Raw genomic sequence first — 19,395 nt, forward strand, 5'->3', positions numbered from 1 at the left:
AGGAAATCATGAATCAGCCTGTTTATGTTATTGGTCATAAACGACCAGATACAGATTCTGTGTGCGGCGCCATTACCCTGGCAGCCCTCAAACAGAAACTGGGGGAAAATGTTGTCCCAGCCCGTCTTGGACATCTCAATCCCGAAACAAAATACATTCTTAACAAAGTCGGAGTGCCAGCCCCGCTGCGACTGACAACCGCGAAAAACTCGCTGGAAGAAATTGAAATTGATGAAGCCATTCTGATCAACCGTCAGGATACCCTGCGCTATGGCTGGGATCTGATGATGAGCAACAATACGAAAACCATTTACGTCCTGGATGACAACGGAGACTTAGCCGGCATGGTCACCCTGGCCGACATTTCCAAAGTCCAGATGCAGGATCTCAACATCACCCGCAATCTTTTAAAAGACACGCCGGATGAAAACCTGCGCGACGTTGTTCATGGCAAGATTCTGTATAAAGGAACCCGGGCCAAGAGCGGCGATGTCCGGATTTCGGATAAGAAGATGATGGAACGGGATTTAACTGGAGCCATCATGGTGCTCAATGATCATGAAGATGACATGATTAAAGCCATGGCAAAGGGGGCTGCGGTCATCATCATTGCCGAAAACTTTGTGCCAAATGACTATATTTTTGAAATGGCCAAATCCATGGGTGTAACCCTGATCAGCACCCCGTATAACATCATGAAGATTATTCAGATGATTTATCGGGCAATTCCGGTCGAATTCATCATGACGCCAAAATCCAAAGCCATTGAATTCCATCCAACGGAATATCTGGAAGATGTTGAAAAGAAAATGCTTCGCACCCGTCACTCTTCCTATCCAGTGGTAGAAGGCAATAAGATTATCGGATCGGTTGCGCGTTATCACTTGTTAAAAGCTGAACCGAAAAAATTCATTCTGGTTGACCACAATGAATCCAAACAATCCATTGATGATCGCGATCAGGGAGAAATTCTTGAGATCGTTGACCATCACCGTATTGGTGACGTGGAAACCGCCCGTCCAATCGTATTTCGCAATATGATTGTCGGCTCTTCCAATACCATCATTGCGATGATGTATCAGGAATACGGAATCCAGATGGATCCAAAAATCGCCCAGCTTGTTCTGTATGCGATGATCAGTGACACGATGAACTTCAAGTCACCGACCTGCACCCCAACGGATATTTTCACAGCCCAGCGCATCGAAAAGGAATATGGCCTGAATGCAGCAGAAATGGCTGAAGATCTTTTCCGTCATACCGCAACAATTGAGGGCAAAGACTTCAAGGAAATCCTGTATCAGGACTGCAAAGAATTCGTTCTGTCCGGCATCAAGACAGCCATCAGCCAGGTGTTCATCTATGACTACAAAGATATCGATAAAATCCGCGATGACTTCAAGAAATTCATGGATGCTGAAGCTGAAAAACTGGGCATCAGCCTGTGGCTGATCGCCTTTACCAACATCGATGGCACAGGATCCAAATTCCTTGTTGCGGGGTCCGATGCCCATATTCTGGACGAAGCCATTCCAGAGTTCGAAAAGAACGGCTATGTTTCCCGCAAGAAGCAGATTGTTCCAGCTGTCGGTGCTGCCTTACGTTAGATTTGTTTCCCAGCCCAAAATGCCAGAAACTAAAAATAAAGACTCAAGTACTCTGCACATTCCATATTTCGAAACTTCAGACCGGTTCGCCGGTCTTTTTTTCGTGGAAGGAAATGGAAATGTGAAGGTGCGAAGACAAAATATGCACGACTTGGAAAAGAAAGCCAGATAAGGGTGTGGAAAAGCAAAAAGAGGACGACAATGACAACTTTTACAGGCGAGGTTTAAAGCAAGGATTGAAAGGGTAAGGAACTGTAGAAGAACAGTCAGCAGAAAGTAAGGGATAAAAAGCAGAGGAGAAAGAGAAAACAGGGGAGAAAGAAGGAAAAGGATACAAAAAAACGGACGATCACTCGTCCGAGAATTCTCAAATGGAGCAGATGAGGAGAATCGAACTCCCGTATCAACCATGGCAAGGTCGTGTTCTACCATTGAACTACATCTGCACAAATGGCGGTCCAAACGGGACTCGAACCCGCAACCCCCTCCGTGACAGGGAGGTACGCTAACCAATTGCGCCATTGGACCATTGAATGTTTTTTGATTTTCTGAAGCGTTATTCTTCAAAACAGCCATCGTTGACTGCTCCGCTATCTTAGCATATGGGAGGAGCCGAGCCAAGTTAAAAGTAAGAGAATACGCAAATAAGATAATGCTTTGATATTTCGAACACAAAATAGTTTGGATGTGTTTTGGATGTGGGGAATATCGGAAAAAGTGAGGTTTTCCCTTTCTTTCTTTTGAATGGAGGACGAGGCTGGACTGTTCATTGAGCATTGAACAGGGATTATTCTTGAAACACTTTTCAGGTGGGCATGGAAGAAAAGCTGAAAAATACCACTCTATTCAAATAATATAAAATAATGTAAAAATATTGGGAATGTAATGGTAATATTAATGAAACTTTAAACAATGGAGTTGTTATAAAAACCAATTGCTCTTCACGGCTGGTATTTTCAAAAAAACCTGAAAAAGCCACGTTCCGGCTCTCATTCAGTCCTGGTCTGGCAGCAGTAAAGAGCAAGACCTGTATCAGATAAGCAAGACCTGTATCAGATAAGCAAGACCTGTATCAGATACAGGAGGACGAATGAGATTCAGAATGCGTGGCAGAAGAACAGGAATACAGGAATATAAGAACGAAAGGATGAGGAAAAATGAAATACATTACCTTTTTAGGGTTGGGACCTAAAGATGGGTACAAAGAGCTGATTACTTTTTTTGAAAATGATGCGGAGAATATTTCCTGCACAAAACTGGTTCAGCACCATATTTATGAAAACTACAAGGATCAGATTGATCAGGTATATGTGTTCACAACTAAAGAATCACATGAAAGATATTTTGACGAATTCTGTCAGATCATTCCTGAATCCATCATTAATGAGATTCAGATTGACCAGAATATTACCTCTGAACTGTTTGTCGATCATCTGATTAACATACTCGATGATTCAGACGATGTAATTTTGGATGTTACACACAGCTTCCGAAAAATTCCGATTCGTCTTCTGTTTGCTTTGCGTTATGTCGAAGCAATGAAGAACGTCAGGATCAGAAGTGTTTTTTATGGGGAAGTAGAAAAGCAGAATACGGAACAGTCTTTCAGCATCGTGCACGACCTTGCTAAAGATTATCAGATGCAGAAAGTTACAGAATACTTATCGCAGTTTGATCGAACATTGATTATTCGCCGTGAAGACTGGAAGGAACTATCACTTGGCGATCAGACAATTGAAAATTTGATGGATGCTCTGGCGCAGTTTAATGAAATGACAGAGTTCTGCAATCTGGATGCAGCCGCTTCTACGGTATTACAGATCTCTGAAAAAGCCAAAGCAATTGTAAACAAGCGCGATAAAGCCTCAGGTGAAAACCCATATATTCTTTTGACGCCTTTGGCTAAGCAGATTCAGGAGAAGTTTGCCAAAGTCAGTCGAAACAACTCAGAGACTCAGAATTTAGTGGAAATCATCTGTGTCCTGCTTCAACATGAGCGCTTTCAGCTGGCAATAACATTTACAGATGAACTGTTCGGAAGGGAATTGATCCGTAATACTGTCGATCCAAATGCCAGAAGGTTTGATGCTGGACAGATCATCAAGCAAATTCATTTCTATGGATCGAAACGCGATAAGGAAAAATTCCCATACAACGCTACCCAATATCTGAAGGAAAAGACAGGGCTGCGGAAGGATGCGCACATTTGGGAGAATCTCTATCAGAGATTTGAGGATTGTTTTGAGCCGTATGGAGACAATATTCAGCGTCTTCAGTCCATCGTAACTATTCCAGGAAACGAAGAAGTCATCCATCATTTCAGCACAGATTGCCGAAATGTGGTCAACCATGCTTCAACTTCTTCTAAAACCAGAAATCTGAAAACGGATATAGAAAAGACGGTTTTAAAAATGTTGAATATCATCCAACAATTTGATCAAATCATAAAAATGTAACCCCTTTTTGAATTGTTGTGCTATATTGATCTACTCGCTCTGTCTGCCATAAAAACAGCTGTTGTGGTTGTCAGAAAGGATAGTGCGTTGCAGGAGGAGTCAAGGTGCTTTTGAACATAACAAACCATGCCAGCCAGTTCTGGTCGAAGTCGCAGACGGAAGCAGCCCGGCAACTGTTTGGAACGGTTATTGATCTGCCGTTTCCTCAGATTCAAGTTCAGATGACAGATAAGGAGATTGACGATCTGGTCGAAATCTATCTTAAGAAAGTGACCGCCTATGAAAATCCGACAGTTCTTTGCCAAGGAGAATTTGTTTTTACTTATCGCATGGTTCATGCCCTTCAAAAAAGAAAGATTCAGGTGGTCGCTGCCCAGGGAACTCTGGAAAGAGAAGAGTACCAGGATAAAGACCAGAATACGGTCAAGCGAACAATCTATCGGTTTGCCAGGTTTTTGAAGTACTGAACGGATTTCTTTTGCGAGTAGAGAAATCCCTTTATAGATAGGGGACGATTGGATGAATACAGTCTGATAACTGGAATCTGATGAGATTCAACTCTTCCAGATTTTAAGCCAGAAACACGGGGGATCTGACAGCCAGAATGCATTTGAAGCACTGTTTCGAAAGCTGATTTCAAAGATCGTTCTTCCAGTCAGTGCATCCCTGAGCAAATCGAAAAAAGAAGAAAAAAGAAGAAGAAAAAGTAGAAAGAGTAGGGAATGTTGTGAATAAGAATATTCTGACAGCCGCTTATGGAACGCTGCTTCACGATGTTGGAAAACCAATGCAGCGAAGCTACAAAAAGTCAGATTTAACCGAACAGGAACTGGATGTAACTCCGATACATCCACGAGGAAAATTCCATAGTCATCTTCATGCCGGATATACAAGCCGCTTTCTTCGACAGTATCTGGGAATGTTTGATGCATTTGAAGCCCAGGTCAGTTCTCATCATCTGAATGATCCGCGCGATCTTGCCACCTGGATTCGAAATGGAGATCGTATTGCGGCAGCAATTGATCGCAAAAGCAATGAACTGGATGATGAAGATCCAAACCAGAAAGTGAAACTCCAGCAAGTCAGACTGGCTTCGATTTTCAGGGAAGTCGATTTCGGCAAGCCTTCCAGACCAGCATGGTTTGAATTGTCTTCTCTGTCAGGAATGGGCGCCCCTCATGAACGAACAGAACCTTTACCAGATTTGTCTGTTGCCATTGCACAATATCAGAAACTGATGGAGTCGTTTTATCAGGAGGTCAAGAATTCAGAGGAACTGGGGAAAAATATCACTTCACACGCTTTGAATCGAATGTACGCTTTGTTTAATCAATACATGGTGATGGTCCCGGCATCAACGTATGAAAGTGGGCAGACCGCTGTGTCCTTGTATGATCATTCAAAGCTTGCCGCTGCCATTGCCGCCTGCCAGGCAACCGGAAATGATAAGACGTATCGAATGCTGGAATTCGATATGTCTGGGATTCAGAAGTTCATTTTTAAAGTGACTGAAGGATCGGATACAAAACAGAAAATTGCGAAGTCCTTACGCGGCCGTTCTTTGATGATCTCATTAATCACAGACATTGTGACGATGAGTTATCTGCATGAATTTGATATGCCACAGGTAAATATCATCTTCAATACTGGTGGCGGTGCATTACTGCTGTTGCCGGATAGCGATGACTTTGAGCTGAAAGTCCAGACAGTATCTGCGAAGCTGCAAAAGGATTTATATTTCATGTTTGGGACAGCAATCACATTTGTCTGGTCTTCAGTCGTATGTGATACAGAGGAGCTGAAGCGGTTCAAGATCGAAAAAGCCATGGATCTCAAAGCCCAGCTTGAAGAAGAAAAAAGCCATAAGTATGCTTCTATTCTTGGACCAGATTTCTTTTACAGACCAGCAGAGCATTCCACATGCTGCGAGCTTTGCGGAAGTTTATCAGACCAGTCAATCTGTAAAAACTGTCAGACCATTCTGGAACTATCGGATCTCCTTGTTCATCATGCTGATCCAGTTTTGCTTTTCTTTTTTGATTACATGCCAAAAAAGCCCAGCCAGAATTGTGTCGAACTGAAGGCAGGACCATGCACGCTTTGGATGATGGATCGCGCAACTGCAAAAAGGTATGCAGGAGAGTGTGAGTACATTGAATCGATGAATACGCCTTGGATGGGCCATACTCGTTTGATTGCCAACAGCATCCCTTTGAATCGGTCGAATGAGGTGATTGCTCTGGATGAAATCTGCGAGACACTTGTCGACGAGTCCTGGGGGGATCCCAAGCTGGGAATCCTCAAGATGGATGTTGATAATCTGGGATCTATTTTTGCCTACGGCCTGCCACGGGGAACAAGATCCTTGTCGAAATACCTCACCTTATCGCGTCTGATGGAAGTGTTTTTTGGACGGACTCTTGTTGAGATTTGTAAGGAAGTTTCAGAACAAGTCAATCCGGATATTGATGAACTCACTTCAAATGGAACGATGTTTTATATCAACTACGCAGGAGGCGATGATCTGGTTATTCTTGGTCCGGCTGCCGGTATTTTGCAGCTGACTCAAAGGATTCACCAGAAGCTTTCTGATTATGTCAAAAATGAGAATATTACTATCTCAGCCGGAATCTGGATTCAGAATCCCAAAGAACCAGTACGCTTTGGCATTCAGTCGGCTGAACGGATGCTTGAATGCTCGAAAGAAAGAGCCGACGCAAAAGGAAATCTTGTGAAAAACGGAGTCACACTTCTGGATACGACTGTTTCTTTTCAGGAATTTGAAAAGATTCTGGAGAATACCGAAGACTGGATTTCATGCATCAGTCGGGGCGCTTATTCAAGAACTGGGTTTTACCGATTGATGAAAATGATTGATACGCCTTCACGGATGGAGTTGTCACGAAGACTCCCCTTGATTTTGTACACACTGGTTCGAAATACAAAAGACAAGGGCTTTCAGATCAAGATGAAAAAACGCCTGAATGAGATTCTTCCTGTTCCTGATGGAAACAAAAGCCTCACTCCAGAAGAGATAGATTTAAGGTTTGAAAAACAGCTCAGCCAACTGGTTCTCGAAATGAAACTGGCTATTATGCAGACACGATCTAAGAGTTAGATCCATTTATTATTATGATATAAATACATCACGATCTATAAACATCACAGATTAATCGGAACAGTGAAGAGTAGACGATCGTTAAAGAGACGAGCGAATAATCGTAAAGACGAGATTAGGTGATCATTAAGGTGATGACCAATAAAGAAAGGAATCAGCTATGCAAAATTATCACAATGCAAACAGGCCAAATCAAAGGGATAACTTGCAGAATAATCGAAACAGACAAAAATTCGATAAATCAAAACCTGGAGATCTTTTTAAAGATGTCAAACAGATCGACCAGCCACTGATGGAAGAGTATGGAAATCGTCCTGAAATTTTCCTGGAAGGAGGACTGTTGTACGAGAATGCCAATAAAATTATCGGTCTGAAAACCCACCAGATCAGAAAAGTGCTCCAGGTAACGAAAGAGGCGCTTACGCTCGCCCATAGTTCAACCGATTTTTCGCAGGCTAAAAAGAAATTATTTGTATTGCTGCCAATGACGGCTTACAACGTTGGCCGCGCTCAAAAAGGTGAAAAGACAAGTTATGAAAGTTTCCTGAAGTTCATTTATGCCAATGTCAATCAGCATTCTATTACGACTGTAGACGATATTGAAATGTTCGATCAGATGATTACATCTATTGTGGCTTATCACAAATTCTTAGGAGGAAAAGAATAATGCTGAATAAGATCTTGAAACTGGAATATGTTATGAAGCTGGAAAGCGGCCTGCACATTGGTGGCAGTGAAGACTCTTTCGATATTGGAGGGGCGGATTCAACGGTAATCAAGAATCCACTCAATAATCGTCCATATATTCCTGGATCCAGTCTGAAAGGAAAAATCCGAGCCTTGCTTACGCAAAAATACGGCGCACTGATTCAGAAAGGAAATGAAAAATATTCGCTTGAAATTTCAGATCCGACTTTAAAATGCATTTTTACCCCACTTGGCGACGGAAGTGAAAAAGAGGGTGTTTTGCAAATCAGCCGAGCTATTTTCCGTGACGCTACTCTTACAGAGAAATCAGCCAGAGTGATTCAGGATTACTTAGGAGAGGGAATATTTACTGAAATTAAAGCAGAGAACTCGATTGACCCTTTAAAAGGAAAGGCTTCAAATCCTCGATTTATCGAGCGAATCCCAGCGGGGGCTTTGTTGGAAGGGGAAGTCATTCTTCAGGTTTTTGAAGGGGATGATGAAGAAAAGATGAAAACATACCTTCTGGAAGGACTGAATCTTCTGGGTATGAATTACCTGGGTGGAAGTGGGACAAGAGGATATGGACGCATCTCCTATCCAGATGGATTGGAATTTAAGGAAGTGATTCTGTGAAACTGTATCGCTTGACATTCTGTGCTGATGGGCAGATTACTCGAATTCCAGATGCACAGACGATCTTTGGTGCTCTGTGTGCAGCTATTCAGATGAAGGATGGGCAGCAGAAAATGGAGGAGTATATTCATTCGCTGAAGACTCACCCCTGGTTTGTTCATACTTCCATGTTTCCGAAAGGACTGATTCCGGCCAGCGCAAAACCACTTCTTTCATTAAGCGAACTGTCTTCTGTGGTAGGCAGTCTTTCCAATGATACGAAATTGTCTGTCCTTTCTGATTTCAAACGTCTGAAAAAATTTCAGTATATGACTGAATCGGTTTTTGAGCATTATATTTTGCAGGGAGATTTCGCTGGCCTGAAACAGAAATTACTGAATTCGGATCAGATCAGAATTCAGCAGAGTGGAAGTCTGTCCATTCTTCAGGAGTCGAAAGATAATCCCTCTCCTTTTTTGGCTAGAACGATTCAGCAGACGCGCAGCGGAGCCATCGATATTCAGAAAGATAAAGATTTGTTTTATCAGAAACAGATGTATCTTTCTGAATCTTCGGAGTTGTGTGTATTTGTAAAAAGTGACTTAGATCCTGAGCAGTTCTGCCCCTATTTCAAGATGCTTGAATATACCGGAATTGGACCTTATCGGTCTTCGGGTTTGAATCTTTTCAGACTAAAAAAGGTGGAAGAGTATCATTTCAACCTGCCTCAGCAGGAACCGTATGCCTTCCTGTTGAGTGGATGTATTCCTGAACAGGGTGAGTTTAACTTTGATCAATCATTTTACAAAATCGAGACTTCCAGTTTTCGAGGCTCATTTTCCATTGTCGGCAACGCATTTACGGGAACGTTTTCCAAACTGAAGGAAGGAAGTTTGATGAAGACTTCTCAGAAGAAAGACTGGTACGGCCAGCTTATTCAGGTCGAAGTCAAAGGAAAGAAACTTTACCATTATGGACTGGGGGTAACAATATGAATGAAAATCGAAAGACTAAAGTCACCATTCTTACTCCGGTTCATGTGGGCAATGGCGTGAATGTTGAACCGGTTTGCTATCTTTGCAAGAACGGTGTTGCTTCACGGTATGCAATTGAAGATTTATTAAGCAGTCTGCCCGCAGAAAAGCTGCTTGATCCCGCCAATTTAAATCGATTAGCAAGAGGATCTGACAGCAAACGCGATTTCTACTCCATTTTTAATACCCGCTCTGTTCCAGAAGCCAAACCTCTTTATTGTCTTGACTGGTATGAGCCAGAAACTTTACAGGCTTATCTGAGCAAAAGCAAAGGAAACCGAAAAGCGGGATCATTGGAAGTTGCGGAACAAGTAAAAGCTCTCAACTTACCGATTATTCCAGGATCCACGCTGAAAGGAGCGATTGAATGCGCATTTAAATATACTTTGCTTAAAAAGAACTACGGTAAAGTATCAAAAAATCTGCTGACGTTCTGTCAGTCGGTGAAAAAAACGACCCCCTCTTTGTTTTATCTTCAGCTGATTTATGGCCTGGATCAGAAGCAGGCCAGTAAATACGATGATTTCGTCAGGGATCTGTATGGTTGCCTGCTGGTTCAGGATCTCTCATTTCGCTCTATGGAACTGCTGGCGGTTGACCGATACTATTATGATCCAGCAAAGACAGAGTATTCCTGTGGACTGAGTGAACATATCAGCAGCGGCGAGGTTGCGCTGACTGAATTCCCTTTTAGGATTGATGAATTCAGAAAAGAACTGCTGGTAAAGAAATATCCAATGGATGCCATACAAAGAGAGTTGATTGAATCTTTCTGTTCTAAAGAAAAGCTCATTGAAGCCATTCGAACTTATTCTACCGACATGATTGAAAATGATGATCTTCCACCAGATCTTGATTTATCTGGATTGGGCAAGGTCAGAATGCTGGCTGAACAACAAAATACAAAGAAAAACAGTTTTGTAATGCGCCTCGGTCAGAACACAACATATTTTTTCAAAACTGTCAGTCGATTATTTTACCTCAATGATCGAGAACTTTTTGAAGAGTATTTTGGTCAGGTTTTTTCGCCAGCCAGTATGAAAGGAAAAAACGCTCCGGATCCTACTGACTTTCCCCGCACTTTTTCTTTTGCGGTAACTCCGACAGACCTATGGGCAACCGGATTTGTTTTGTTTGAATATGCTCACACGAACTGAAATCTGCCTGTTGTTTCCGCAAGGAGCTTGCTTTCACCAGGCTCCTTCCATTCTTATCTATCGCCAGATCCTGCGGCTGATTCACCGCATCTGCTGCATGCAAAAGAGCGAGCGATGCCAAGAATGCCCCTTAAGTTCGAATTGTCGTTATTACTGGATTACTGGAAGCCACTATAAAGGTTATCCTGGGTTTCTTTGTCCGAGTTCACCTTTTGAAAAAAGAAAGTTCAAACCGAAAGAGGAATTGAAAATCCAGTTGTTCTGGATTGGTTCTTGCGAAGAGCTGAAATCGACTGCTGATCTTGCACTCAGTGAAATGAAACAGACTTTGATGAATCAGTTCTTCTACCTAAAGAGCATTCGTCATGAACGGGTTCAGGAAAGCCTGATCAAAATATCCTCTTTAACTTTTATAACGCCAGTCAGGCTGCCGCAGGAATTCCATTCGCCATTGGCACTCACTGCTGAAATGAATGACTGGTATCAGAAATGGTACCAGACAGAGTTCTGCTTGAAATATGATCCAGAGAACCCTGCGCAAGGAGAATGGAAAAGTGGTCCGTACATTCGAATGGAGTCGACAGGGCTGCCAACCAGAAAAATAGCCATTGAAGGTCATACTGGAACTCTTGCTCTATCACAGCCTGTTGTATTGTCGAGTGGGTGGAAAGAGATTGGCCTGGGAAAAACAAATTGTATAGGAGGTGGAAAATTTGAGACTGATCATTCAATTTGATTCCAGCACATTAACCTTTCCAGTGAATTATCATTATCTGGTTCAGGGATGGATTTACAGCATGCTTCCAGAAGATGGATACTGTCAGTTTTTACATAACGAAGGATATCAGGTTGGCAACCAGAAATTTAAGCTTTTTGTCTTCTCAGACCTGCTGGGCCAATATGAGATTCATGGACGATCGATTACATTCCCTCAGGGTTGCCAGCTGGAGATTGGGTCACAATTCGAAGAATTTATTGAGTATCTCTACCAGTTTCTTTTGCAAAACAACCGAATCCTGCTTGGTACCCAGCAAGCTGTGATTAAATCTATTAAACTAGAGGATCTCCTGTATTTTTCAGGAAAAAGGGAAATGGTGATTAAAACAATCTCGCCTGTAACTGCTTACCGCACCATGGATAAACGAGTAGAGTATTTTAGTCCGGAGTCAGATGAATTCTATCAGGCGTGCGTGAATAATCTGAAAAAGAAATTTGCAGCCTGTAATTTGAAAATATCACCCGATTTTTCGATTAAAGAAGTGTGGTCTGCCAAGAAAAGACTGATCCGTTTTAAACAGACTTTTTATGTTTCCTACTCATGTGTTTTTACAATTGAGACTGATTATCCAACATTCGAAATGATTTGGAATACAGGTCTTTCTGCTAAAAGTTCTGCCGGATTTGGGATGATTACAGTTGTCCGTAATCAAGGTCAAAACAGACCCCGAAAAATTGTCGATCTCGATAAGAACTGATAAGTTGAGAAGGTTAAACAGGCATAGAAAATGGATGATTTTTATCTTTTCAAAAGTGGAACCATTCGCAGGAAAAATGGCTCCATCGTACTGGATTGTGATGATGAAGAAATTTTGATCCCTGTGGCACAGCTTCGAACTCTGAATGTGTTCGGGGAAGTGAACGTGAATAAGCGCATTCTGGAGCTTTTTTGGATCTTACGCAAATGTAGTTTTTAACACTAGTGATCAGTAGAAGCCTCTCATTCTGACTGTTTCTCATTCATGATCATTGTTTAAATGACCGTTTTGTCTTCCCAACGTGATTTTTCAATCCAGTCTGCTAACAAAGTTCTGGCATTTAATCCACCACACGTTATACTAGATTGGGCATAAAACTTATGGAACAGGTGTTCAATGTTGGCTCTGCCAAACATGGTACGTTTGACAAGCTTATAGCGGCAGTTGCCGCCTTCAACGAACCCGCTGCTATGCTCATAGGATATTGCGTTCTTGACCGGCGCAATATCTTTTTTTATGCCGTTTATAAAGCCTTGGATTCTACTCTCCTCATATTTGGTACAGAACCAGTCAAGTTTATCTGGATTGTCTCCCATCAATGTCTCATGGAAATCCTTCCAGAGCTGATCGCAGAATCTCACTGCAGGATACTTATCCAGAATCTGTTCGTACACTTTCGCAACTTCAGTCTCCTTCATCTTGTCCCGATCGCTGGTTACCATGTATTTCACGATGTCGTAGCGTTTGACCTGAACCACTTCAGTGCCCCTGTCATAGTCAAAAGGCTTTATGAGTTCGTCTTTGAGATGAGTATTCTTCATCTGATGAATATAATGCAAGACCGTACCATAACAGGCCTTGCATCCTTTAGATTGCAGGTATGAATAGATGACAGCGGGTTTATGGCCATCAATAACCATTTTATAAATTATATTGATATAGTTATCCATGTCTGTCTTATACTTTGGTCGCTTTCTAACCTCTTTTATTCCTTCAACTTCCTCTTCCGTCATCTTCAGGTATTTTTTTAAAGTCGGATAGGAGATGTCATATTTCTCCTGAAAATCCTTGAACTTAGGCTTCACGGTCTCAGCCCATTCTTTTCGCAAAGAACAGATCATTGCGTACTTATCAGAACAGACTTTTGCCTGTCTTTCATACTGTTCTGCGTAAAAATCGTCACTTTTGGCTTTGTCTTTGATGATCTGGCAGTTTGTTTCGGCAACGGGTGTATTGTCATATTCCACTTTTTCTGGAACAGCAGGCGCGGCTTTCTCTGTCTCAGGTTTTACTGAAGTAATCTCTCCATCCTTTACATAGAGTGTAGATGGAATTTCACACTTCAAAATATCCTTAATACGGCCTACAAGATTCTGGAATAAGTGGAAACGGTCTGCTATCTGAGTACAGTCTGGCAAGATCTCAGAAATCGCTGAAGCAAAAGCGGAAGCACGATCACGGGTTACAATCTTAACCTTCTGGTGTTTTTTCAGCCACTCCTTAAGTGCCTGGCCATCTCTTCCATCAAGCAGCGCAATAACCTGGTGCGTTTTCAGATCGTAAATAGCTGTGTGGTAGGTTCGCCCTTTTCTGGAACTGACGTCATCGACACCAATGGCCTTGATATCAGGGTTATCTACGATTGTAATGTTTTTGTAGATTCTGGTGATGGTATCATGGCAGACATCAATGCCCATGGACTGGCACACGTGTGCTGCCACATTTGCCGAGCAGAAGAGTGAAATAGACAGCAGAAAAACAGTAAGTTCGTCACTTTTCCGCTGATTAAAGCGGTATCCCTTGACAGGAAGCACAAAAGTAACTTTCTTACCATGCTTATTGAAGTAGACAAGGCGTTCCTGGCGAATATGAACATAAGCAGTCTGGCCTCCAACAGGCATGATCTGACAGATGCGTTCCTGATATCCATTTGTGGAAATACATTTTTCACCGTTTGGTCCACTGATTTTCCCGGTTTCTGGAGCATGAATACGAAAAAAGTGGAGGCAGCCATACTTGTCCCGATAATCCTGTCGGTCAGCATCTTTAATCAAATCTTCACCAAAGAGAGAGGACTCAATATCGTGAACAGGCTTATTCTCTTCGTGAATACGGATAAAACTCAGTTTGTTCATTGTCACCACAGTCCTTTCAGAAACCCCTTAAAGAGCATGAAGTTCTATGATAATGAAATAAACAATAATGAGCAATAAAGTTATTGATTATAGATGCTTAACAAACCTAATAAAGATAATTAATTTATTTAAATGATCAAAAAAGGGACTGTCATTGCGGACAATCCCTACTGATCACCAGTGTTAAAAACTACATTTGCGTAAGAACCGCTTTTTTACCACCATGGAATTTCGATATTGTTTTTTAACTACTATGGTCGATTGATCGGATCGTTTTTTCCGGTTTCTAAATCTCCAGTTGGAGATATTCTCAGTGCCCAGGCTATTGCGGTCAATGATTCAGGGCAATGCTGCCGTATAGCCTCTGTCATTCAGATTTACAGTCTCAATAACTGCTTATCAATTTTGAAATATTACCACAAGAAGGGAAGTATGACAGCTGACTCCATCATGGTCATTGAGGAAACACTTCAAGAGACTTCGCAATGCAATTCTGTTGAAGAAATTTTATTGCTGGAAGCCAGAGCCAAGAAGAATTACTACAAATGCTTTGACCAGATTCTGTCCAATACAGAGTTTAGTTTTGAAAAACGTTCGACCAGGCCACCCCAAAATGAATTCAATGCTGTGATCAGTTTCGGCTATCATCTTCTCTATGGAACTGTGCTGGCTGAACTGCATCTCAGTAAACTTTATCCGGAACTGGCATTTATCCATAGTGATCAGCGAAGCGGATACGGGCTGCAGTATGATTTGGCAGACATTTATAAGCCTGTTCTGGTTGACAGGTTATTTCTGGGCATGATACGCAGGCACCAATTATTGAAAACGGATTTTGAAAGAAGGGAAGATGGCGGAGTATATCTGACAGTAGATGGAATGAAAAAATGTGCCGCAGCGTATGACAATGAACTTCAAAGAAAAATCAAATATGGAAATCGGATGCGTTCTTATCGCTCGGTGATCCGCTACGATATCCACCAGCTTACGCGGCACCTGCTTGATCCGACTTATCCGCTGAAATTTTATAGTCATAGCTGGTAGCAGTAAGATAAACAGGAAGAGTTTTATATGAATATTATTTGTATTTACAATATTTCTGGACCACTTAGTACTAAGGTCATGAATATTCTTCGAAAATACTTGTTTCATCTTCAACGTTCGGTGTTTCAGGGGAAGCTTACTCCGTCAAAATTCAGAAAACTGCAGGATGAACTTGCTCAAATTAGTCTGAAACCTGAGGACCAAATTAGATTTTTCTTTACCTATCGAGATGAAGAATTATGTGAAAAGACCTTAGGAATGCCGAATAAACCGAGAAATATCATTTGACTTTTTCGACTGACAGGTCAAATAAGGAAGTAAAACCACCTTAGAAATTGACTAAGGAATTGCGTAAAAATAAATCCCAATTTATTCAGACTTAAGCCCCTTGATTATATAATTCCAATGTGCTTCATTCCCGAAATGTGTGATGTCGATTTTGGACATTTCCTCATCCGATACCTTTTTGCCAATTGGATATTCGTGATCGTCTACAACGCATTTAACCTTCAGTCCGGTTTTTGTCGTTGTTGAGCTGATAAGCTCAACTACTGTCTCGATATCATAAAGCGGTTTGCCCTCCCAGTTTCGGGTGATATAACAAAACAGCCGATGTTCGACCTTGTTCCACTTGCTTGTTCCAGGAGGAAAATGGCTGACCCAGATCTCCAGTCCTGTTTCTTCAGCGAGTTTAGCCAGATCTTCTTTCCATAAACGGCATCTGCTTCCGTTGCTTCCTCCACCATCACAGTTGATGTATAGGCGCTTTGCATTTGGAAAGGTCGGTTTTCCGACAGTATTCCACCATCTGCGGATACTTTCTATGGCAAAATCACTCGTATCGTGATCTGTTCCCAGATTTACAAACCCTGTATTGTTATTGAGAAGATAGACCCCATAAGGATTGACCTTTCCAAGTTCTTTATCCAGAAAGTCATGGTCCAAAACAAGTCTGGGATCATGAGCCGGCCGGTATTCCGTACCGTTATTTTTAAAATTGCCAAGGTTCTCTTTCTTCTTTGTATCTACAGAGATGACTGGGTCCCCCGCGTCAAGGAATTCTTTGACGGTCGCGTTAATCGTCTGAAACTGTTCATCACGGTTTGGATGCGGTTTGCCTGCCTGAAGCATCTTCTTGTTGTTCTGACGGCTATATCCTTCTTTTTCAAGGAGAATGCCAACTTCAGAAGGGGAGACAGAAATCTGATATTCTTCCATGAATTTTTCGGAAATTTTGGATTCAGAAAGAGTGGTCCATGACAATGGATTCATCGGATTGCCATAGGTATGGTCGTCAATGATCATATGAAGGTCATCCAAAATCTCTGGGTGATGGTCTATGACCGTTTTACGGCCTGATCCCTTGAGCCTTTGGCGTCCCTGCTCTGGAGTTGGAACCTCCCCATGAAGTTCTTTTCTGCCCCGCTCAATCGTTTTAGGGTCAGTATGGGTAACGGTTTGGACATAGTGCTGAGTTCCGTATCCACACTTTTCGCAGATCCAGGCAAGAGCTTTTCGATTTGTTGGTTCATCAAAGCTGTCCTGCATGGCATTGTAGAATTCAAGGTAGTAATTAACTTCATCACTGGGTTCGTAGGCTTTCTTCATTATCCATACCTCCAAAGGAAAACGAGTTCTTCGGTTAAAGTATAGAACGAATGGAAGCTAAAATCAGAAACACAGTTTTGTCTCAGTGGATTCGGTCGGACTGAGAAAATCAATTATGGGAATTATGTGTAGCATTAAATATGGAATTACTTTTACGAAGTTCCTAAAAAGCCTGTCAGTCGAAATAATTATGTTAAAATGTCGTAGTGCTCATTGGAATAGGTTTATATTTTGTCTCAGTAACGGAAAAATGGCGGAAATCACGAATAACATACTCTATTCTCTGGTTACGTATCGTTCTTATAAAGGTTCAAAACACATAAAATTCGGTTCATCATGCTCTTAAGCCACCTGTTACGTATCGTTCTTATAAAGGTTCAAAACTAAACTCCTCCAAATATTGTTTCATGTCGCTTTCCGTTACGTATCGTTCTTATAAAGGTTCAAAACTGTATGACACGTTTAAGATTCAGGCAAGTGATATGGCTGGTTACGTATCGTTCTTATAAAGGTTCAAAACTTTACATATGCGAGATCTTTAATAGCGCTAAGAAAAGCAGTTACGTATCGTTCTTATAAAGGTTCAAAACGATAGCCCCGCGGCAAAAGGCGCCCATCGCTTTGTAATGTTACGTATCGTTCTTATAAAGGTTCAAAACACATATCCGTTAGCCTTGGCAAAGTCCTCTAACTCGTGTTACGTATCGTTCTTATAAAGGTTCAAAACTCTCCTGTGATATCATGTCTCCCCTGAGGCACATATATGGTTACGTATCGTTCTTATAAAGGTTCAAAACCTCCAATGCCCGCCCTAACTTCATCGGCAGATTATCGGCAGTTACGTATCGTTCTTATAAAGGTTCAAAACTTGATGTCGGTTTCGGATGACTTTCTTGTGTCCCAGTTACGTATCGTTCTTATAAAGGTTCAAAACTAGACCTGGATTTACCATGATTCAGGCAGACTACAAAGTTACGTATCGTTCTTATAAAGGTTCAAAACAAGCTGGTGACGGGTTGCTATACTGTGAGCTGTCCCATGTTACGTATCGTTCTTATAAAGGTTCAAAACCTTATTTCTCCTTTGTGTAAATAAACTTGATTAAATGTTACGTATCGTTCTTATAAAGGTTCAAAACCTTTAATTTCAAAATCTCCAAAAATCATTTCTCGCTCGTTACGTATCGTTCTTATAAAGGTTCAAAACTACCAATCAGGCGCAACGTGGACTGTACTGGAGGCAACAGGTTACGTATCGTTCTTATAAAGGTTCAAAACTCTTTAGTTCTTTAATGTACATGTTGAGCACTTTTTCTGTTACGTATCGTTCTTATAAAGGTTCAAAACCCTGGTACTCCCTTAGTGTTTCTTTTTCTCTGTAGTAGTGTTACGTATCGTTCTTATAAAGGTTCAAAACTTGTTTCGTTGTTTGACATTAAATGTTTCCTCCAAAAGTTACGTATCGTTCTTATAAAGGTTCAAAACCATTTGCGGGATGGATTTCCAGCCTGTAAAGCAAGCGTTACGTATCGTTCTTATAAAGGTTCAAAACCGCGGTTTTTAATGCTTCATTGCGAACCTTTTGAATTGCGTTACGTATCGTTCTTATAAAGGTTCAAAACTGAGACAGCCTTAACCCAGATTTCGCCGATCATTGAGTTACGTATCGTTCTTATAAAGGTTCAAAACTTAACATTTGTTCACGCGTCATATCGATCCTCCAAGTTACGTATCGTTCTTATAAAGGTTCAAAACTCACAATTCAAGTCGTTTGTTTCACACAGAATTTGCTTACGTATCGTTCTTATAAAGGTTCAAAACATCCAGGAATTTGTATCCTTTGCCGGATTTCGTCTGGTGCTTACGTATCGTTCTTATAAAGGTTCAAAACTTGCAATCCTTCAATGACGCCATTCATGTAGCCATGTTAGGTATCGTTCTTATAAAGGTTCAAAACTGATGCCGCAAAAGATGCCTATGACGATCAGTATGACGGTTACGTATCGTTCTTATAAAGGTTCAAAACTTGAAAGGCTTTTCTTTCTTTAAGCACATCTTTCAGGTTACGTATCGTTCTTATAAAGGTTCAAAACCAGATCGACATCAAAACCGGTCTGGAAGTTGAATACGTTACGTATCGTTCTTATAAAGGTTCAAAACTCGCTTGCTGATCATGCCGGCGTTCGATCTCCAACAGTTACGTATCGTTCTTATAAAGGTTCAAAACTTTCTGAATAGCTGCCCATTCCCAAAATTTGGACCAAGTTACGTATCGTTCTTATAAAGGTTCAAAACCATCTACCGTCCCGGTTCCTGTTTTTAAAACCTGAAGCGTTACGTATCGTTCTTATAAAGGTTCAAAACAATGAATCCAGTTTCAGGCATGTCCAGTGCAGTTGGATGTTACGTATCGTTCTTATAAAGGTTCAAAACAGGCTCTGGCTGAATTTATGAGGGAAT

At 41.4% G+C, this 19,395-nt stretch carries 13 protein-coding genes, 2 tRNA genes, 1 pseudogene and 1 CRISPR repeat array (1 of these 17 running past the window's edge); of the genes and pseudogenes, 12 read left to right on the plus strand and 4 right to left on the minus strand.

Annotated elements, in window-relative coordinates:
* Window positions 1-8 precede the first annotated feature (8 nt).
* Complete coding sequence (locus U4956_RS12460; protein WP_323091015.1) at window positions 9-1,607, plus strand: putative manganese-dependent inorganic diphosphatase; 1,599 nt, start codon at window positions 9-11, stop codon at window positions 1,605-1,607.
* Between the two features lie 372 nt (window positions 1,608-1,979).
* Here the strand turns inward: U4956_RS12460 and U4956_RS12465 are convergent.
* Together U4956_RS12465 and U4956_RS12470 are read right to left on the minus strand one after the other, a co-directional pair.
* Window positions 1,980-2,053 (minus strand) — tRNA-Gly (locus U4956_RS12465).
* A gap of 5 nt (window positions 2,054-2,058) precedes the next feature.
* Window positions 2,059-2,135 (minus strand) — tRNA-Asp (locus U4956_RS12470).
* Window positions 2,136-2,764: 629 nt separating this feature from the next.
* On the opposite strand from U4956_RS12470, the gene U4956_RS12475 reads away from it, so the two are divergent.
* The 9 genes from U4956_RS12475 to cas6 all read left to right on the plus strand — a co-directional run bounded on the left by U4956_RS12475 (window position 2,765) and on the right by cas6 (window position 12,149).
* The gene (locus U4956_RS12475; RefSeq protein WP_323091016.1) at window positions 2,765-4,063 is read left to right on the plus strand and encodes a CRISPR-associated DxTHG motif protein; all 1,299 of its coding nucleotides are present in this window, start codon (window positions 2,765-2,767) and stop codon (window positions 4,061-4,063) included.
* A 110-nt stretch (window positions 4,064-4,173) separates the two neighbouring features.
* Window positions 4,174-4,530, plus strand: a complete 357-nt coding sequence (locus U4956_RS12480; protein WP_323091017.1) for a hypothetical protein — start codon at window positions 4,174-4,176, stop codon at window positions 4,528-4,530.
* A gap of 260 nt (window positions 4,531-4,790) precedes the next feature.
* Window positions 4,791-7,181 carry a type III-A CRISPR-associated protein Cas10/Csm1 gene (gene cas10, locus U4956_RS12485; protein ID WP_323091018.1) on the plus strand — a complete coding sequence of 797 codons (2,391 nt, stop codon included), beginning with the start codon at window positions 4,791-4,793 and terminating at the stop codon, window positions 7,179-7,181.
* A gap of 160 nt (window positions 7,182-7,341) precedes the next feature.
* Window positions 7,342-7,848: a type III-A CRISPR-associated protein Csm2 gene (csm2, locus tag U4956_RS12490; RefSeq protein ID WP_323091019.1), complete on the plus strand. Its 507-nt coding sequence runs from the start codon at window positions 7,342-7,344 to the stop codon at window positions 7,846-7,848.
* On the plus strand, window positions 7,848-8,504 hold the full coding sequence (gene csm3 / locus U4956_RS12495) for a type III-A CRISPR-associated RAMP protein Csm3 (protein WP_323091020.1): 657 nt from the start codon (window positions 7,848-7,850) through the stop codon (window positions 8,502-8,504). The genes csm2 and csm3 overlap by 1 nt, the downstream gene beginning before the upstream one ends.
* The gene (gene csm4, locus U4956_RS12500) at window positions 8,501-9,478 is read left to right on the plus strand and encodes a type III-A CRISPR-associated RAMP protein Csm4 (RefSeq protein WP_323091021.1); all 978 of its coding nucleotides are present in this window, start codon (window positions 8,501-8,503) and stop codon (window positions 9,476-9,478) included. The genes csm3 and csm4 overlap by 4 nt, the downstream gene beginning before the upstream one ends.
* Window positions 9,475-10,674 (plus strand): RAMP superfamily CRISPR-associated protein, encoded by a 1,200-nt coding sequence (locus U4956_RS12505; protein ID WP_323091022.1) that lies wholly within the window; start codon window positions 9,475-9,477, stop codon window positions 10,672-10,674. The genes csm4 and U4956_RS12505 overlap by 4 nt, the downstream gene beginning before the upstream one ends.
* A gap of 97 nt (window positions 10,675-10,771) precedes the next feature.
* Entirely contained in the window at window positions 10,772-11,410 is a 639-nt protein-coding gene (locus tag U4956_RS12510) for a hypothetical protein (protein ID WP_323091023.1), read from the plus strand.
* The gene (gene cas6 / locus U4956_RS12515; protein WP_323091024.1) at window positions 11,388-12,149 is read left to right on the plus strand and encodes a CRISPR-associated endoribonuclease Cas6; all 762 of its coding nucleotides are present in this window, start codon (window positions 11,388-11,390) and stop codon (window positions 12,147-12,149) included. Before U4956_RS12510 ends, cas6 begins: the two co-directional genes overlap by 23 nt.
* Before the next feature lie 275 nt (window positions 12,150-12,424).
* On the opposite strand, the gene U4956_RS12520 is transcribed toward cas6, so the two are convergent.
* Window positions 12,425-14,284 carry an ISL3 family transposase gene (locus tag U4956_RS12520; RefSeq protein ID WP_323091025.1) on the minus strand — a complete coding sequence of 620 codons (1,860 nt, stop codon included), beginning with the start codon at window positions 14,282-14,284 and terminating at the stop codon, window positions 12,425-12,427.
* A 225-nt stretch (window positions 14,285-14,509) separates the two neighbouring features.
* On the opposite strand from U4956_RS12520, the pseudogene cas1 reads away from it, so the two are divergent.
* Together cas1 and cas2 are read left to right on the plus strand one after the other, a co-directional pair.
* A pseudogene (gene cas1, locus U4956_RS12525) lies at window positions 14,510-15,328 on the plus strand (CRISPR-associated endonuclease Cas1); the annotation flags it as partial.
* A gap of 27 nt (window positions 15,329-15,355) precedes the next feature.
* Window positions 15,356-15,616 (plus strand): CRISPR-associated endonuclease Cas2, encoded by a 261-nt coding sequence (gene cas2, locus U4956_RS14470; RefSeq protein ID WP_395528476.1) that lies wholly within the window; start codon window positions 15,356-15,358, stop codon window positions 15,614-15,616.
* 81 nt (window positions 15,617-15,697) lie between these two features.
* On the opposite strand, the gene U4956_RS12530 is transcribed toward cas2, so the two are convergent.
* The gene (locus U4956_RS12530) at window positions 15,698-16,936 is read right to left on the minus strand and encodes an ISAzo13 family transposase (protein ID WP_323088158.1); all 1,239 of its coding nucleotides are present in this window, start codon (window positions 16,934-16,936) and stop codon (window positions 15,698-15,700) included.
* A gap of 286 nt (window positions 16,937-17,222) precedes the next feature.
* A CRISPR array of direct repeats spans window positions 17,223-19,395; the repeat unit is 31 nt; unit sequence GTTACGTATCGTTCTTATAAAGGTTCAAAAC; it runs 853 nt beyond the window's last position.

Source organism: Allobaculum sp. JKK-2023 (genome assembly GCF_034745455.1).
Lineage (GTDB): Bacteria > Bacillota_I > Bacilli_A > Erysipelotrichales > Erysipelotrichaceae > Allobaculum.

Coding starts and splice junctions, on each gene's coding strand:
- U4956_RS12460 (WP_323091015.1), top strand. CDS start 9: ATGAATCAGCCTGTTTATGTTATTGGTCATAAACGACCAGATACAGAT.
- U4956_RS12520 (WP_323091025.1), bottom strand. CDS start 14,284: ATGAACAAACTGAGTTTTATCCGTATTCACGAAGAGAATAAGCCTGTT.
- csm2 (WP_323091019.1), top strand. CDS start 7,342: ATGCAAAATTATCACAATGCAAACAGGCCAAATCAAAGGGATAACTTG.
- U4956_RS12505 (WP_323091022.1), top strand. CDS start 9,475: ATGAATGAAAATCGAAAGACTAAAGTCACCATTCTTACTCCGGTTCAT.
- U4956_RS12510 (WP_323091023.1), top strand. CDS start 10,772: ATGCAAAAGAGCGAGCGATGCCAAGAATGCCCCTTAAGTTCGAATTGT.
- U4956_RS12475 (WP_323091016.1), top strand. CDS start 2,765: ATGAAATACATTACCTTTTTAGGGTTGGGACCTAAAGATGGGTACAAA.
- U4956_RS12530 (WP_323088158.1), bottom strand. CDS start 16,936: ATGAAGAAAGCCTACGAACCCAGTGATGAAGTTAATTACTACCTTGAA.
- cas2 (WP_395528476.1), top strand. CDS start 15,356: ATGAATATTATTTGTATTTACAATATTTCTGGACCACTTAGTACTAAG.
- csm3 (WP_323091020.1), top strand. CDS start 7,848: ATGCTGAATAAGATCTTGAAACTGGAATATGTTATGAAGCTGGAAAGC.